20 protein-coding genes are annotated in these 15390 nt (G+C 64.2%); 11 read left to right on the top strand and 9 right to left on the bottom strand.

The features are described 5' to 3' along the window. Positions 1-90 precede the first annotated feature (90 nt). Entirely contained in the window at positions 91-471 is a 381-nt protein-coding gene (locus tag ASD86_RS09975; protein WP_056109945.1) for a helix-turn-helix domain-containing protein, read from the bottom strand. 123 nt (positions 472-594) lie between these two features. Between ASD86_RS09975 and ASD86_RS09970 the strand changes: the two genes are divergently transcribed. Further along, entirely contained in the window at positions 595-1197 is a 603-nt protein-coding gene (locus ASD86_RS09970; RefSeq protein ID WP_056109943.1) for an NAD(P)H-dependent oxidoreductase, read from the top strand. A gap of 262 nt (positions 1198-1459) precedes the next feature. Next, positions 1460-1876: a nuclear transport factor 2 family protein gene (locus tag ASD86_RS09965; RefSeq protein ID WP_056109941.1), complete on the top strand. Its 417-nt coding sequence runs from the start codon at positions 1460-1462 to the stop codon at positions 1874-1876. Between the two features lie 81 nt (positions 1877-1957). Here ASD86_RS09965 and ASD86_RS09960 read toward each other — a convergent pair whose 3' ends face one another. After that, complete coding sequence (locus tag ASD86_RS09960; RefSeq protein WP_056109939.1) at positions 1958-2830, bottom strand: MBL fold metallo-hydrolase; 873 nt, start codon at positions 2828-2830, stop codon at positions 1958-1960. Between the two features lie 258 nt (positions 2831-3088). Between ASD86_RS09960 and ASD86_RS09955 the strand changes: the two genes are divergently transcribed. From ASD86_RS09955 to ASD86_RS09945, 3 genes are all read left to right on the top strand, one after another. Continuing rightward, positions 3089-3535, top strand: coding sequence for a thioesterase family protein (locus ASD86_RS09955; RefSeq protein ID WP_200957228.1), 447 nt, complete (start codon positions 3089-3091; stop codon positions 3533-3535). Between the two features lie 195 nt (positions 3536-3730). Beyond that, complete coding sequence (locus tag ASD86_RS09950) at positions 3731-4207, top strand: hypothetical protein (RefSeq protein WP_056109935.1); 477 nt, start codon at positions 3731-3733, stop codon at positions 4205-4207. A 613-nt stretch (positions 4208-4820) separates the two neighbouring features. Continuing rightward, a complete protein-coding gene (locus tag ASD86_RS09945) occupies positions 4821-5150 on the top strand; it encodes a hypothetical protein (protein ID WP_056110679.1) in 330 nt (109 codons plus the stop codon). A 33-nt stretch (positions 5151-5183) separates the two neighbouring features. On the opposite strand, the gene ASD86_RS09940 is transcribed toward ASD86_RS09945, so the two are convergent. Both ASD86_RS09940 and ASD86_RS09935 read right to left on the bottom strand, forming a co-directional pair. After that, a complete protein-coding gene (locus ASD86_RS09940; protein ID WP_056109933.1) occupies positions 5184-5546 on the bottom strand; it encodes a nuclear transport factor 2 family protein in 363 nt (120 codons plus the stop codon). 212 nt (positions 5547-5758) lie between these two features. Further along, complete coding sequence (locus tag ASD86_RS09935; protein ID WP_056109931.1) at positions 5759-6277, bottom strand: helix-turn-helix transcriptional regulator; 519 nt, start codon at positions 6275-6277, stop codon at positions 5759-5761. Between the two features lie 267 nt (positions 6278-6544). Between ASD86_RS09935 and ASD86_RS09930 the strand changes: the two genes are divergently transcribed. After that, entirely contained in the window at positions 6545-6922 is a 378-nt protein-coding gene (locus ASD86_RS09930) for a hypothetical protein (protein WP_157476402.1), read from the top strand. A 210-nt stretch (positions 6923-7132) separates the two neighbouring features. Here the strand turns inward: ASD86_RS09930 and ASD86_RS09925 are convergent, their stop codons facing one another. Further along, positions 7133-7342 carry a hypothetical protein gene (locus ASD86_RS09925; protein ID WP_036105397.1) on the bottom strand — a complete coding sequence of 70 codons (210 nt, stop codon included), beginning with the start codon at positions 7340-7342 and terminating at the stop codon, positions 7133-7135. A 303-nt stretch (positions 7343-7645) separates the two neighbouring features. Beyond that, entirely contained in the window at positions 7646-7927 is a 282-nt protein-coding gene (locus tag ASD86_RS09920) for a hypothetical protein (RefSeq protein WP_056109927.1), read from the bottom strand. A gap of 864 nt (positions 7928-8791) precedes the next feature. On the opposite strand from ASD86_RS09920, the gene ASD86_RS09915 reads away from it, so the two are divergent. Together ASD86_RS09915 and ASD86_RS09910 are read left to right on the top strand one after the other, a co-directional pair. Continuing rightward, positions 8792-9163: a helix-turn-helix domain-containing protein gene (locus ASD86_RS09915; protein ID WP_056109925.1), complete on the top strand. Its 372-nt coding sequence runs from the start codon at positions 8792-8794 to the stop codon at positions 9161-9163. A 232-nt stretch (positions 9164-9395) separates the two neighbouring features. Further along, positions 9396-9692, top strand: coding sequence for a hypothetical protein (locus ASD86_RS09910; protein WP_056109922.1), 297 nt, complete (start codon positions 9396-9398; stop codon positions 9690-9692). A 198-nt stretch (positions 9693-9890) separates the two neighbouring features. Here ASD86_RS09910 and ASD86_RS09905 read toward each other — a convergent pair whose 3' ends face one another. The 3 genes from ASD86_RS09905 to ASD86_RS09895 all read right to left on the bottom strand — a co-directional run bounded on the left by ASD86_RS09905 (position 9891) and on the right by ASD86_RS09895 (position 11465). Continuing rightward, positions 9891-10187 (bottom strand): hypothetical protein, encoded by a 297-nt coding sequence (locus ASD86_RS09905; protein WP_157476400.1) that lies wholly within the window; start codon positions 10185-10187, stop codon positions 9891-9893. Positions 10188-10331: 144 nt separating this feature from the next. Next, positions 10332-10784, bottom strand: coding sequence for a hypothetical protein (locus ASD86_RS09900; RefSeq protein ID WP_056109918.1), 453 nt, complete (start codon positions 10782-10784; stop codon positions 10332-10334). A 252-nt stretch (positions 10785-11036) separates the two neighbouring features. After that, entirely contained in the window at positions 11037-11465 is a 429-nt protein-coding gene (locus ASD86_RS09895) for a VOC family protein (RefSeq protein ID WP_056109916.1), read from the bottom strand. Between the two features lie 147 nt (positions 11466-11612). Between ASD86_RS09895 and ASD86_RS09890 the strand changes: the two genes are divergently transcribed. From ASD86_RS09890 to ASD86_RS09880, 3 genes are read left to right on the top strand one after another with little or no spacing between them, the layout of a single operon-like run. Continuing rightward, entirely contained in the window at positions 11613-12017 is a 405-nt protein-coding gene (locus ASD86_RS09890; protein ID WP_056109914.1) for a response regulator, read from the top strand. Positions 12018-12019: 2 nt separating this feature from the next. Then, on the top strand, positions 12020-13540 hold the full coding sequence (locus ASD86_RS09885) for an ATPase domain-containing protein (RefSeq protein WP_235567712.1): 1521 nt from the start codon (positions 12020-12022) through the stop codon (positions 13538-13540). Positions 13541-13547: 7 nt separating this feature from the next. Further along, positions 13548-15206, top strand: coding sequence for an ATP-binding protein (locus tag ASD86_RS09880; RefSeq protein WP_056109910.1), 1659 nt, complete (start codon positions 13548-13550; stop codon positions 15204-15206). Positions 15207-15390: the final 184 nt, after the last annotated feature.

The following is a 15390-nucleotide window of genomic DNA, read 5'->3' as shown; positions in this document are numbered from 1 at the left end:
AAGCGCGCGGTGCTAAGGTCGTTGCAAAGGCGACGGTAGCGACCTGGAATCGCACTTCGTCCGCGAACGACCTTCAGCCCGCATCAAAGCTTAAGCCGCGGCGTCCTCGACAGCGCGTTCGCCATCGCCGCGAGCATGCGACCACATCAGGATCGCCTCGAACACCGGCTTGAGCCGACGCGCGTCCTCGGTGATCTGATACTCCACGCGCGGCGGGATTTCGGGATACACCGTTCTGCGCACCATGCCGTCGCTCTCCAGCTCACGCAATTGCTGAGTGAGCATGTGCTGGGTAACTCCGGGAATCGCGCGTCGCAGCTCGTTGAAACGATGCACGCGCTGGATCAGCAGCCACAGGATCTCCAGCTTCCATTTTCCAGCAAACACCGCGCAGGCCGCGCGGATTTCCGCGTGGGCTTCGTCGATGCCTTCGGGGTTGGCGGCGCAGGATTCGACGGTATGGTCGGGCATACTTAGTCCGGAAAATCATCCTTCTTGTGACGATCACTATACGCCAATAGATTGCAGGGCAAGCAAAAACGCCTGCGATTGCAGGGGTTTTCGCCTCATCCCCTTTCTTCTGGCGAACCGTCCATGAATATCCTGCACATCGATTCGAGCATCCTCGAAGACCAATCCGTCAGCCGTAAATTGTCCGCGGCGGTCGTCGCCAAGCTCACCGCGCTGGAGCCTGGCGCGAGCGTGGTGTATCGCGATCTAAGCCGCTCCCCCCTGCCGCAATTGTCCACCGCCAACGCGGCGGCGCTGGATCCGGCCACGCCGAGCGAAACCGACGAAGTTCGCGCGCTTCAACTGGCGGTGGCGCAGGTGCTGGATGCCGACACTCTCGTGATCGGCGCGCCGATGTACAACTTCAGCGTGCCGGCGCAGCTCAAATCCTGGCTGGACGCACTGGCCGTTCCGGGCAAGACCTTCAGTTACGAGACCGGCGTACCGCAGGGCCTGCTCGGCGCGAAGCGCGTGATCATCGCTTCCAGCCGCGGCGGCGTTTATTCGCCTGAATCGCCGATGGCGGCGTTGGAGCACCACGAAAGCTACCTGCGAGCGTTCTTCGGTTTCCTCGGCGTGACCCGTCTGGAATTCGTGCGCGCCGAGGGCATGAAGATGGGCGTCGAACAGGCCGAGAACGCCGTCGCTGGCGCGCTGGAGCAAGTCGCGCAGTTGCGCGCCGCGTAATCCAGGCGCGCGGTGGCGGCCCGTTCCGGACCCTGACGGTCCGGAACGATCGCTTTATCCCGGTGGCATTCGAACGATGCGCTAAATGGCCGTTGCGCCGTTAGCGCATGGGCGGCACCGTGGCCGCTCATCCGGATTCGTCTACGACAATAGCTTGGCGAACAGCGCGCCTGGCCTGCGCAGCCGCGCACGCTGTGCGCCGGATTATCCGTCGACGACAAGCGCGTTCTAGTTCCGCCTCGGCCCACACACGGAGTCAGCCATGAAGCTTGTGCTTTTCCTTGCGTTGTTTAGCGCGCCTGCGTTCGCGGCCGAGCTTCCGCCCGATCTCGCCAAGGCCGTCGCGGACTACGATCGGGCGCAAGTCGGCAATGATGTCGCTGCGCTCGCGCGCCTGGTCGATGACGACTACGTGTTGGTGAACTCCAACGCCTCGGTGGAGAACAAGCAGCAGTTTCTCGCCGATTTCAATCTGCCCGGATTCAAGATCGATCCGTACGTACTCAAAGAGCGGATCCAGAAGGTCTGGGGCGACGGCGCCGTGATCGGCGGCCTGCTCGATCTGAGCTGGACGCAGGACGGCAGGCATCAGACTCGCAGATTGCGGGTGTCCTATATATGGGCGAAGCGCAACGGACGATGGATGGCCACCTACGGGCAAGTTACCCGCGTCCCATAGCGAACCGGCGAAACAATGACCGCCCCGGCGAGCGACGCGCTTGAAGACCGCCTCGTCGCTTAGTCCGAGCGTCGTCAATCGCTACACGCCCATAGCTATCTCGAGAAGAACGCGCCATGCGTTCATCGGCAGCCACTGCGCGTAGCCATCCCAGGCCTCGTACTGCGGAAGTTTCACCGTGTCCGGGATCCGCATGAAGGGCGTGCCCTTCTTGAGCTCGGCATCGATCGCGGCCCTGAGGTCGCGTAGATACCGCAGCTGATCGGCGACGCTTGACCTCGGACCGACCGGCGCGTTGTGGGCGTACATCACCCGATCGAAGTCGAGCGTGTCCATTTCGGCAAGCGTCCTCTCCCACTCGCGCGGCGAAAAATCGGGTAGGTAGGCGAAGCCCACCCGATGCGGCACGACGAGATCGACGGTGTAGATGACGCGCTCGTTCGGGAACTGGAACACGGTCATGCCCTCGCCGTGGTTCGCGCCGAAGTAGACGAGATTTATCGCGCCGCCGCCGAGCCTCAATTCCGATTTCGCTCCCGACCAGGTCTGATCGGGCATGACGACATCCGCGCTGGGGTGGCGCTTGAGCCAATCAGCGGTCGCTTGGTGACTGAGTATCGTCGCCCCTTCGGCCTTGAACACCTCACCGCCGCTGATGTGGTCGTAATGGTTGTGCGAATAGATCAGGTATCTGATCGGCTTGTCGGTCAACTTGCGTATCGCCTCGAGCGATTCCTTGGCGAATTCCTTGTCGAAACTGTCCATGACGATCACGCCCTCGTCGGTAATCATGAACGCGTTGAAGGCAAGCCCGCCGCCGAAGCTGTAGAGCCCGGGCGCCACCTGGGTGGTCGTGTAGGCGGCACGCGCACTCACGGCCGGACTGAACGCGGCGAGCCCGAGGAATATCGCCATGCCGACCAGCAGCGTGCGCAAGAAATGGTTGCCAAGCATGGTTCGCGACCTCCAATCACGGAACTTCGACGGATTGCGGCGCGCGGCGTGGTTCCGGGCGACCGTGTGCGCAGGCAGTATTGAAACCGGCATGCACTCACGCCAGGGCCATTAAGCCGGGCCGTCGAATGCCAGCGGCTTCGATGCCTTGAGAAAACCGCGCGCGCGATGCACATTCGGCTGCCGGCTTCGGGCCGCCGACTATGACGGCCGAGAAGCCGCGCTGAGCTTATCCGGCGGTGCGGTCGCGCCTCGCGCGTGGGCCCGCCGCACACTTACGGAGAACGATCGATGTCTTTCCGAACCAGCCGGGTCATTTTGTTCGGCGACTGCGATCCGGGCGGAGTCGTCTACACGCCGCGTATCGCCCACTTCGTCGTGGAGGCATGCCTGGATTTCCTGTCGCATGCGCTCGGCGGCCCCGCGGCCAGGCGATTGTTCGCGATGGGCATCCTTCCGCCCGCGCGAGCGCTTTCGATCGAGTTTCTGCATCCCATGGTCTGGGACGAGGTCATCGATATCGAAGTGCTGGTCGAACGATTGGGCGAGCATTCCTTTACCCTCGCGGTCGGCGCCGCCAACGCCGAGGGAACCGCCACGTTCCGCGCCAGCATCACCCAGGTCACGATATCGCCCGAGACCAGGCGGCCGGTAACGCTGCCGCTTGAATTGCGCACCGCGCTCGAGACAACGCGAAGCGGCTGATTCCGCCAGCGGCCGCATGGGCACCAACGGGCTCGCACCGAACTGGGACGGCCACGACCTCGTTCATCGAAGTCCGATGGCTGAACGTCCCGTCGGCGCGCCGACGCGCGCGAAGCTGGTTTAATGCATACCATGCCCGATACCTGTCAGGCGCCGCGGCCGCGCGGCCGGAATGGACTCAAGGAGCCAGGACGCATGCAAGGATTTTCGCGAATCAACCTTCTGATCGCGGCGGCATTGGCGGCCGCGTGTTCTCCGGTCGATCGTTCCGCGACCGCCACTCCGGCCGTCGCCGCGAGCCCAACGGCAAGCGTCAAGCCGCCGACTACCGGCAATCCGCTGCTCGACGAGTTGTCGATGCTCACCGGTCCGGGTGCCCGCGAATGCGGACTGGTCGCGCTCGGACAAGATCCAACCGCGGCGTGGCAATGCGCGCGCGACGCCGATTCGCAACGCATTCCCTACTGGTTCGCGATCGAACACCGCGGCATCGATTCCAAAGTGTGGATCGCCGCGCTGCGAACGCCCAATGGGCAGCGCTACATGCTCCATTACGACTCGAATTACATGGGCGGTCCGGGGTTGTTGCCGCGCTTCACCAGAAATGCCTGCACCGGCTTTTCGACGCTGGTTCCGAACTCGCCCGAAAACCTCGAATGCTTGTACCGGTAGGCGCCGGGTTTTCGCCTCAAGCGAAGGCGAGGCGGTAGACGCCTAGCCTCGTCCGCCATGGCCGACCGGTGGGTCTATTCCACCGCGGCTTACGCGCCGCGTGCCAGGCACGCGACAAGGCGCTGCCATGGCCGAGATCGCATTGGTGCATGCGCGCGGCGAAATCGAACGATTCGACCACTCGACCAAGAACTCCTGCGGGGTCGCCACGCCGTCCTCGTCGCTGTCTAGCGATTCGTAACCCGACTTTGCTGCTTCGGCCGCTTCAGCGACCGCGACATCCGCATCCGAATACGCCCGCGACTTCGCAAGGGCCATCAGCGCGATCGCCGGACCGCGCGCACCAAGCGGCCATGGGGCTAATCCGCCCGAGGCGGCGACTGCGCCCATCGCAGGCCCATGCCGGGCTGGCGCACGTTCAATCGGCGTGAGCGGCGCATTACCAAAAATTCAGGTGACGCAGGCGCGCGGTTTGCGGACCATTCGGCGATCCGCTCGATGTCATCGGCCGCGATGCTCGGGCGTTGATGCCACGGTGAGCATCCACTTCGCGGACCGCGACCGACGCCATCGCGGGGACCGCCCCTTCGAGCGCCACACCGAGGACCCGGCCATGCAGCAGACACCCGAGCAACGCAATCAACTCGACGAACAGACCTGCCGGATGATCTGCCCGATCTCCGCGGCGATGGTCGGCGTATGCTTGACCGGCATCGGCCTGTTGCGCGTGGTGGCCGCGGTCGAACGCACCGCGACCCTGGCCGACGACCTGCTGGCGCTCGATGCGATCCTGTTCCTGGTCGCGACCCTGGTGTCGTATTTCGCCTTGCGCGTGCCCATGCGCCTGCACCGGCTGGAACGCATCGCCGACGCCGCCTTCATCGCCTCGATGACCTTGCTGACCGCGGTCTGCTTCTTCATCACCTACAGCGTCCAGACTTAGCGCGAATGCGGCCCACGGCGCACGATGCTTGCGCTAGGCGCCTTGGTCGTCCGACTCGACCACGAACGCCCTCAACTGCGCCATCTTTCCGTCGCGAAAACGCCAGACATCGCAGTACGCGCTATGCGCCAACCGCCCATGTGCATCCTTGATCGCGATTGCACCGATCGCGGTGACCAGATCGGCTTCCGCGACCATGTCGGTCACGGTGAATTGGGGCGGCTGCGCGTACGCCTTCTTCATCCATTGACGAACCGCGTCCTTCCCTTCGATGGTCTCCTTGCCGACCGTCGTCCATTCGATGTCGTGGGTGCAAAACGACAGGAATCCCTCGATGTCGCCCGCGCTGATGGCCTTGTTGGCCGTTTCCAGAACCGATTTGTTTGCCTTGAGCATTCGAACCCCCATCGCCATGGACGAGCACCGAACTTCAGGTGCGTCACCCTAGGACACGCAACGATTCGGATCGGTGAAGATGCGCGCGGCCCGAAGACACTCCGCAGAGCAAGCTTGGCCGGAAGATACGAAGCATGAGCGGCGCCATCGGCGCCGATCCGTCGCGAGCATTCGGACGTCGTCGCGGTCCGCGTCGACGAGGCGAGCTGGAATTATTTTCGACCCGGCGCGGCCTTGGCGCGGACCGTTTTCTTGCTGGCGGCCTTCTTGCCTGTCTTGTTCGTCGTCTTCGCCGCGCTGTGCTGTTCCAGCAACGCCGCGACCTGCGCCTTGCTCAAGCCACGAATCAGCGCGATCTTGTCGAGAAATTCCTGACGCGGGCGCGTGTCGGTGTGTTCCCAGTTGTACACCGCCTGCGGACTCGCGCCGATCAGAGGGGCGAACGCATCGCGGGACAGGTCCAGCCGCTCGCGCAATTTGCGCAGCAGCGCGCCGGAATAGCGCGATTGCCTGCCGGCTGAGCCCGAATCGGTTTTGGCCTGCGCGGCCTTCGGCGTGCCCTTGGCCAACTTCGCGATATCGCGTTGCAGCCCCGCTACTTCCTGCTTGAGCGCCGAGATCGCCTTGCGCTGCGCCAGCACCTGGGCCCGCAGCGGATCGGTGTGTTGCCGAAGTTCCTTGCGCGCCAGGCGCGCGATCTCTTCTTTCAGGACAGTAGCGATATTCGGCATGCGGTTTCCTTATGTTGAAGCGTTCAGGGTAAACGATCGCGCCGGCAGCGGCCAATCGCGGCACCCGGTCCGAGGCCCGCGCGAGCACGACGTCCTTGCCGGGCAGATGACGCGGTCATCGCCGATCGACGCGATTGCGCGGCTCGAATTGCTGCATCTGCGCCGCTGGAAGCTGACTTATTCAGCTTCTTTTTTGACTTCGCTAGGCAGTGCCCGGCGTGGATGTTCATATACGCCACCTCGTCACTTCGGCGTTCAAAGGGGGCCATGAAGGCGCACGTCCGCATTACCCAGTTCAACCCTGTTGTTCTTGTGTGCGACTCCGGCGCCCTGGGACTGCCGCCCCTGGTCGGCAAGGTCCCGATCCAGGCGACCGATACCTGCATCGCGATTCGCAATGCCACGGCGAACGGCTTGGTGACCCGGCTCATCGTCAGCGACGAGTTCGTGGCCCGGCCCGGCGAACTCGTCTGCACGCGCCGGATCTCGACGCCGAGCGGCGTCCTGGTCGTTACCTCCGTGCTGCTGGAAACGTTCGCGTCCGTGCTGACGCGGCGCGGCGATTGCGTCGTCCGCGTCTACACCAACGATCCCCTGGTTCCGGATCGGGTGGTCGTCATCGTCGGCGAACATTCGGGGCTTTAGCCAAGCCGCGGGAGCGATGCAACGACTCGGCATCGCGTCGCGTTGTCGCGCGCGGTCCGCACCGGCTCGTCGCAGAAGCGAGTCCGCGGCAGAAGCCCCGCGGCATTGGGGCATTGATCGCGATTCGTCGCGGATGCCGCATGCGAACCGGCGCCCGTTTCTTTCAGATGCCTCATCCTCCCGGATGAGGCATCGTCCGCCGCGATGAAACTAAGGAATGATGTTGCTGCATTGATAGTAGCAATGATCGAAATTGACGTAGTTGCACTCATCGCCGCCACCGGCGGCCCGGCATTTGTCGATCTCGGTCTGCTGGCAACTGGACAGGCAAATCAAGTCGTAGTCCGTCGATGCCGTGGCCGAGAAACTCAGGCCGAACACGAAAGCGCACAGCATCGTCAACTTGGTGGCGCGGATCATATCTCTCTCTCCTTGAGACCCGGATTCGGGCCGTCGCAGGCTAGCATCCGTGCTGCATCGCGGAATCGGACGCCGCGGCAGGTTTCGCCATTGCAAGGATGCAACGATGGCGCCATCCGGGAAGAACAGATCGCCGATCCGGCCATGAGTATCGAACCGGCCGGTGGAAGATGTTTCGAAACTGATTAATTGCGACCGGCACTTGCTTCAGCAATAGGCATCGCAGGCTCGATCAATTGGGTGCACGCTCGACGACGACGGCCACCTAGGATCGTTCGGCCGGCTGCCGATGCAACGCAACGGTCAGCGGCCACTGGCAACGTCGGGATCGGGCGGCTCCGACACCTCGATCAATTGCAAGCTCACCCACGTCAGACCGAAGTGGCTCAATCGGTCTTCCACGACCGAGGCGAGTCGGTCGGCGGCTACAAGGAAGGACACCTCGGCCTCCGATGGCGAATGGCGGACGATCCGTATATCCCGTACCCCGGGGATCTCGCTGATCGCCGCGGTCGCCAACTCCCCGATGGGAATGGTGGCCAGGCCGTGTCCGGTGCGCTGCACGGTGACGAGATATCGCTGCATGGGCTTCGGCGTCGCTTCGGGCGGTCGTCGCCGGGGAGCTTAGTCGACACTTTGTTACATCCGTCGCGATGGGACGGACTTTTCTCGGGAACGGCCAAATAACTCGACCAGCCCGGCCGTGATGCGGAACTCATGACTTCCTTCGCACACAGGATCTCAGCCGGCTCTAAGGATTGTGGTTTACGAATCCTTCCCGGCCTCGGCCTTCGGTACACGCAATTCGGCGTCACCGCAGGACACTCGGTAAGCGGACCTCGACGGCGGCTGTTTGCGAATCCGTTGCGCCGAGGTAACGGCATGCGCTTCCGTGGCCGTCGCATTCCTTCTCTATGAATTTGCGAATTGCGCTATGGATCCGAGCTGCTAACTGCATCCGCCCTGCTCCGGTCAAAACTCCTTTCGTGTCCGGAGCCATCAATCGAGCGGGCGATGCCGCCATCGGTTGCGCCCGCACGCGTACCCACCTCAAGCCGAGCCTCGAACAGATGCACCGATGCAACAACGAGAACGAGCGTGAGCACGCGATCGCCCTGGCAGTTTCCGACCTTGGCTAACGTTTACTAACACCCGCTACCCGCGGCACTGCTCGATACCAGCACGAACACGTCCATGACCACGCAGCGAAGCATCGTGAGCAATGCGATACAGCGTGCGGGAACGCCGCGTTTCCACGGAAATCGCCGAGCAAAAACAGCCACATACGAACCGGCAGGTTTCGGAAAGGCGGCGGGGCCAAGCCGCAGGCACCGTGATATGGACGGATCACCGACGATCCGCGCGACTCCCGCAGTCTGTCGAACCATCGCGCCACGCGACGGCGGCCATGCAGGACATTTCGGCACGCCCTACCCCGCGAGGCTCTCCATGGACGACCCCACCCCACTCGACCGCATCGCAGCACCGGAGCTGGACAGCGCATCCGTCCTGACCGGCGCCAGCCACCATGACGATCCGTCCACCACCGCGATCGACCGTCGCGTCGTGTCGCTGGACCGTGGCAAGGTCGTGCTCGATGGCGCGCTGCTGCGCCGGCTGCGTCAGGACCGGCTGCTGAGCCAGCAGGACCTCGCCGACGAATGCTGGCGGCGAAACATCCGCGTCTCCATCGCCACCATCAAGCGCGTCGAAGCCGGCCGCGCCGTTCGCTTTCGCATCGCCCACGAACTGGCGCGCTGCTTCGAAGTCCCGGTCATGCAGATCGTTCGCACCACGACACCGTGCTTCGCCGGTGCCTGAGCACCGGCTGTTCGCGAGTGCAACCGAACTGATCCGCGCTTGAGTCGGCAATGACGCTGTTTATCCAAGCGGCCGCGCGAATACTGCGATGGCGGCGCGGACATCCATTCGATGTCCACGCTCGCGACACCGCCCCATCGAATCGCTCCGCCGGACCGGCGACCGCGTTCCTTGCGGGCTGATCGCATCGTTCATTCGCGCAACTTCATCTACGTCGGAAAAGGATTCTCCAATGGCCACGCCCATCAAAGTCACCGCCTGCGACAACGAACTGATCATCATCGCCTCCACGCCCGCCGGCTCGTCCGAAATCTGCCATATCAGCTCCGGCAACAACGATCCGGTGAGCTATGCCGTCAACCTGGGCTCGGTGCTGCCGCCCGGCAAGTACAGCCTGACCCTGGTCGGGATCAACTGGGGCGGCCCGAGCGCGTTCAACGTGACCGTCGGCTCGACGCCGCTCACCTTCAGCAATCCGAACGCCCCGGTCGGCGTGGTCTGGACTCAGACGGTGGCCGTCACCGTCTGATCCGACGGAACGCCAATCGGATGAATACCAACGCAGCCGGCCAGGCAATGGGCCGGCTGCGTTGCGTTGCGGCGATGGGTTATTGAAAATCGCGGTGCGGGTACGGCCACTAGGCTGAAATCGCGTAAACGACCGAGCCGAACCGGAATCGCTTCGACGCCGGCTAGCTCAGCTGGGCGCCGCCTTGTTCAGCGACCGCTACGCCGCGTCGCGCGCGAGTTCTTCCTGGATCAACCCGCCGTGACGGTCGAGCCAACGCGCGACCCATCCCGCGGCCGCTGCGGTCGTTCGAAACGGTCGGTCGATATGGTTGGCGCGCGCCTTGTGTCGCCGGATGGTGGCGATGCAGCTGTCGCCGTCGCCGCCGATGGAGGCCAGCCATACCGCCGGCGCGGCGTCGGGTACGGCGACCAGATGCTTGGTCGGCGCCGCGCCCTGCACTTCCCAATGAAAGCCCATCGGAAACGGCGCATGTTGACTGCTGACAGTGTCCATGCCGGCACGCTAGTCGCGGCGTGTCTCACAGGCTGCGACGCTGTCGCGCCGCTCGCTTCGCTGACTGCGGCCACGGCCACACCGTAAAAAGAATGGGGCGCCCGGTTGGAGCCCCATTCTCGATTCGTTTCGGCTTGCGACAGCTTATTTTGCCTTGACGATTTCGAAGCCGCTCACGTCGACGCCGAGATTGAAGCCGCGACCGGTGCCGTTGACCGCCAGCGAGACTTCGCCCTTGGTCATGGCCAATCCCTCGGCGCTCTTGACCACGCCCGCATTCGCGCCGGCGGTGGCATAGGTGCCGTAGATCTCGTCGAGGTTCTTGAGTTTGGTGAACTCGCCCTTGCCGTTGTCGATACTGTACTTGCCCGCGGTCAATCCGGCGCCGCGGATGTGGATGCGCACGTCGGCGCTCTGGCCGTTGTCGCAACTGACATGCCCGCTGCCGTCGATGTGCTTGTAGATGACGGCCCAGCCCGAGGTCTTGAAGGTCATGTGGCATTTGGTCTCGGCGCTGGCCGCGCTCGCAGGCTGCAGAGCGGAGGCTCCGGCCATGGCGACGACGAGAACGGCCAAACCAGCGATACGCGTAATCATGTCGTTTCTCCTGGATGAAGTTGCGAAGGCCCGCGATCTCGGCGTTATTCGTGACCTTCGGTATTGCCGTTCAAAATTGAGGCGCTCGACGTTAGCGCGGCGCGAAGTGTTGGCTCGTTAAGTTCAAGAACCGTCGAATGGCGGACATCGCGTTAGCGAAAATTCAGCTCGGCCCTCACCACCCATTCACGGCCACACCGCAACTGCGATGTCGATCGACGGCGCCGCCATCACGCACCGCCAAGCGCATCGTCAAAACACGATCTTGACCGAAGCCGCGCTGCGCTCGGCTTCGCCGTGATACACCGCCTCGATGTTGTTGCCGTCGGGATCCAGCGCGAACGCCGCGTAGTAACCGGGGTGGTAAGGCCGCTCGCCCGGCGCGCCGTGATCGCGGCCGCCGTGGGCCAACGCCGCGCGATGAAACGCTTCGACCATCGCGCGGTCGCGCGCCTGGAAGGCCAGATGGTGGCGCCCGGTCAATTCGCCTTGCGCGGCCTCGCTGTCGGCGGTGGACACGAACAACTCGTCGGCCCAGAAGTGGTCGTCGCCGTCGCCGGCGATGGGCACCTGCAGCGCTTCGAACACGGCCGTGTAGAAGCGTCGGCTCGCCTCGATATCGCGCACCACCAACTGGACATGGTCGATCAGACGGCCGCGGTGCAATTCCTGCGTTTCCATGCTGAGCTCCTGTCGGAAGGAGCCTGTCATCCTAGGGCGGGGCGGTCGAGACGACGTGATGCGCGGTCGAATCCGCCGCGGCATGCCGCGACGATTCAGGCTTAACAATCGACCCAGCACAATGCAGCTCCGGAATTTGGATACCCCATGGCCAACTCCTTGCTTGGGAAAAAGCTGCTGATCGTCGAGGACGAAGAGCTGCTCGCGATGGCGGTCGAAGACGGCGTGCTGTACGCGGGCGCCGCCTCGGTCGAAATCGCTGGCACCGTCGGCCAGGCCCTCGATGCGCTGTCCGAACATGCGTTCGACCTGGCGATCGTGGACGTCAGCCTGAAAGGCCAGCACTCGTGGCCGGTGGCCGAAGAGCTGCGCCGCCGCAACGTGCCCTATCTGACCGTGACCGGTTACGGCGACATGGTCGATCATGAACTGGTCAACAAGCTGCTCACCAAGCCGTATTCGATCGACGGCTTGCTCGAAGCGCTGGCCGATCTGCAGACGGACGCGCCGTCGCCTCCCAACCCCGCCCATCCCGCCAACCCGGGTCCTTGATGATGAATGCTGACGCTGACGACACCCAATCGCGCATCTCCACCGGCAACTCGGGACTCGACGACATCCTAGGCGGCGGCCTCGACGCCAACCGGATGTATCTGTACGAGGGACGGCCGGGCACCGGCAAAACCACGCTGGCCATCGAGTTCCTGCTCGAAGGCGCGCGCAACGGCGAGAAGACGCTGTACATCACCCTGTCGGAAACCGAGCGCGAGCTCGCGCTGGTGGCGTCGCGGCACGGCTGGAGCCTGGACCAGATCGATGTGTTCGAACTGGTGCCGCCGGAAACCACGCTCGATCCGGGCCGCGAAATCACCGTGTTGCATCCGGTCGAGGTCGAACTGGGCGAAACCACCAAGCTGATCCTGGACCGCGTGGCCGCGCTCAATCCCAGCCGGGTGGTGATCGACAGTCTGTCCGAGCTGCGGCTGCTCGCGCAGAGTTCGTTGCGCTATCGCCGCCAGGTGCTCGCGCTCAAGCATTTCTTCGCGAGCCGGCGCTGCACCGTGGTGCTGCTGGACGATATGACCTCGCAGCAGAACGACCTGCAGTTGCATTCGATCTCCCACGGCGTGGTGTTGCTTGAGCAACTGGCCATCGAGTACGGCGCCGAACGCCGGCGGGTGCGGGTGGTGAAGATGCGCGGCATCAGCTTCCGCGGCGGCTTTCACGACCTGACCATCCGCAAGGGCGGTCTGGAAATCTATCCGCGCCTGGTCGCCGCCGAACACCACGTCAGTTTCACCGGCGACTTCACCCCCAGCGGCAACGCCGAACTGGACAAGCTGCTCGGCGGCGGGCTGGAGCGCGGCACCAACGCGCTGCTGATCGGCGCGGCCGGTGTGGGCAAGTCGTCGATGGCGTTGACCTATGCCATCGCCGCGGCCGAACGCGGCGAGAAAAGCGTGTTCTTCGCCTTCGATGAAGGCCGCGGCACGGTCGAGGCGCGCGCCAAGACCTTGGGTCTCAAGTTCGGGCCGGCGCTGGAATCGGGGATGATCCGCTTCCAGCAGATCGATCCGGCGGAAATGTCGCCGGGCGAATTCGCGTCGATCGTGCGCAAGAGCGTGCAGCAGGACGGCGCGCGGCTGGTCATCATCGACAGCCTCAACGGCTACTTGAACGCCATGCCCGACGGGCGCTTTCTCATCTTGCAGATGCACGAGCTGCTGAGCTTCCTGTCGCAGCAAGGCGTGTTGACCATTCTGGTGCTGGCCCAGCACGGTCTGGTCGGCCCGATGGAAACGCCGCTGGACATCAGCTACCTCAGCGATGCGGTGCTGATGCTGCGCTACTTCGAATACGGCGGCACCGTGCGTCGCGCGCTGTCGGTGGTCAAGAAACGCAGCGGCGATCACGAACACACCATCCGCGAATTCCGCCTGACCCAGAACGGAATTTCGCTGGGCCCGCCGCTGCGGCAATTCAGTGGCATCTTCTCCGGCACGCCCTCCTACACCGGCACCAGCGACCCCTTGCTGGGCGATGGCCAGAGCATGAGCGACGGCATCGAGCACTGAGCCGACAATGCATCAGCGCGTACTGGTGTTCGCCCCGATCGGACGCGACGCCCCCGCCACCATCGACCTGCTCGCCCGCGCGGAGATTCCCGCGACGCGTTGCCGCGACTACGGGCAATTGCTGGAGGAAATGGAGGCGGGCATCGACGCCGCGTTCGTGGCCGAAGAAGCGTTGTTCGGTCAGGATCTCGACCTGCTCGCGCAATGGGTGACGCGTCAGCCCACCTGGTCGGACCTGCCGTTCGTCGTGCTCACCAGCCGCCATGACGAACCGCGGGTCACCCGCTGGCGGCAGGAACTGGTACGTGGCCTGCGCAATGTGGCGCTGCTCGAGCGCCCGGTCCAGCCGATCACCCTGATCAGCGTGATGCAGGCGGCGCTACGTGCGCGCCTGCGCCAGCACGAGGTGCGCTCGCTGCTGGCCGCGCGCGAACACGCCGCGGCCGAACTGGAATCGCTGGTCGCGCAGCGCACCGAGCAGTTGCAACAGGTGAACTCGCAACTGCGCACCGAGATGGCCGAACGCGCGCGCATCGAGGAGAGTCTGCGTCATGCCCAGAAGCTCGAAGCGCTTGGCCAACTCACCGGCGGCGTGGCCCACGACTTCAATAATCTGCTGATGGTCATCACCGCCGGCCTGGACATGATGGAGCGCAACCAGGACCCGGCGCGGCGGGCTCGCATGTTGCAGGGCATGCGCCAGGCCGCGCAGCGCGGCGCCAGCCTTACCCGGCAATTGCTGGCGTTCTCGCGCAGTCATGCGTTGCGTCCGGAAACCGTTGATCTGGCGCGGCATCTGCAGGACATGAAGGAACTGCTGGATCGCAGCCTCGGCGGTGATGTGCAGGTCGACGTCCGGCTCAGACCCGATCTGTGGTCGGTGCAGGTCGACCCCGGCGAGCTCGAACTGGTGTTGCTCAATCTGGCGGTCAATGCCCGCGACGCGATGGCGCGCGGTGGCATCATCACCATCGAAGGCGAGAACCTGCCGGATTGGCAAGGCCCGAATGGGCGTGGAGATTTCGTCAGCCTGTGCGTGCGCGACAACGGCGCGGGCATGTCGGACGAAGTCAAATCGCATGTGTTCGAGCCGTTCTTCACCACCAAGGACGTCGGCAAGGGCTCCGGCCTCGGCCTCGCGCAGGTGTACGGATTCGCGCAGCAGTCCGGCGGCACCACCGACATTCAATCCGAACAGGGCGTGGGGACCGCGATCACGCTGTACCTGCCTCGATCGCAGCACGACCCGGCCCATGTCGCCGCGGTCAATCCCGCCGTCGCGGCGGCGGCGGCCACGTCCCACGGCAGCGTGCTGATGGTGGAGGACGATGTCGAAGTCGCGGCGCTGGTGCGCGACATGCTGAGCGATATCGGCTACGACGTGATCCATGTGTCCAACCCGGACGCCGCGCTCGGCGCGCTCGCCAACGCGCGTCATCTGGATCTGGTGTTCTCCGACATCATGATGCCCGGCGGCAAGAGCGGCATCGACTTGGCCCGCGAGTTGCGCCAGCGCAGGCCGGACCTTCCGGTGTTGCTTACCAGCGGCTATATCGAACGCAATCGCGACGAGGCCGTGGCGATGGGCATCCAGGTGTTGCCCAAGCCTTATGGCCTGGAAGATCTTCGGCTGGCGATCGCGGCGGTTCTGGAAACTCCGCATTGATGGCATGGCGTGGCGAGTGTCGGTCTAGCGCCTGCCCTCACCCCGGCCCTCTCCCGTAAACGGGAGAGGGAGCAATGGGTCTGGCGAGTTGCACAAGACCTGTTTGATCTTCCCTTCTCCCGCTAGCGGGAGAAGGTGCCCGCAGGGCGGATGAGGGCGCACGGCCCTGAACGCCAATGCCCCG

It is taken from the genome of Lysobacter sp. Root690, assembly GCF_001427785.1.
Lineage (GTDB): Bacteria > Pseudomonadota > Gammaproteobacteria > Xanthomonadales > Xanthomonadaceae > Lysobacter.
This window is presented reverse-complemented; position numbering and strand designations above follow the sequence as displayed.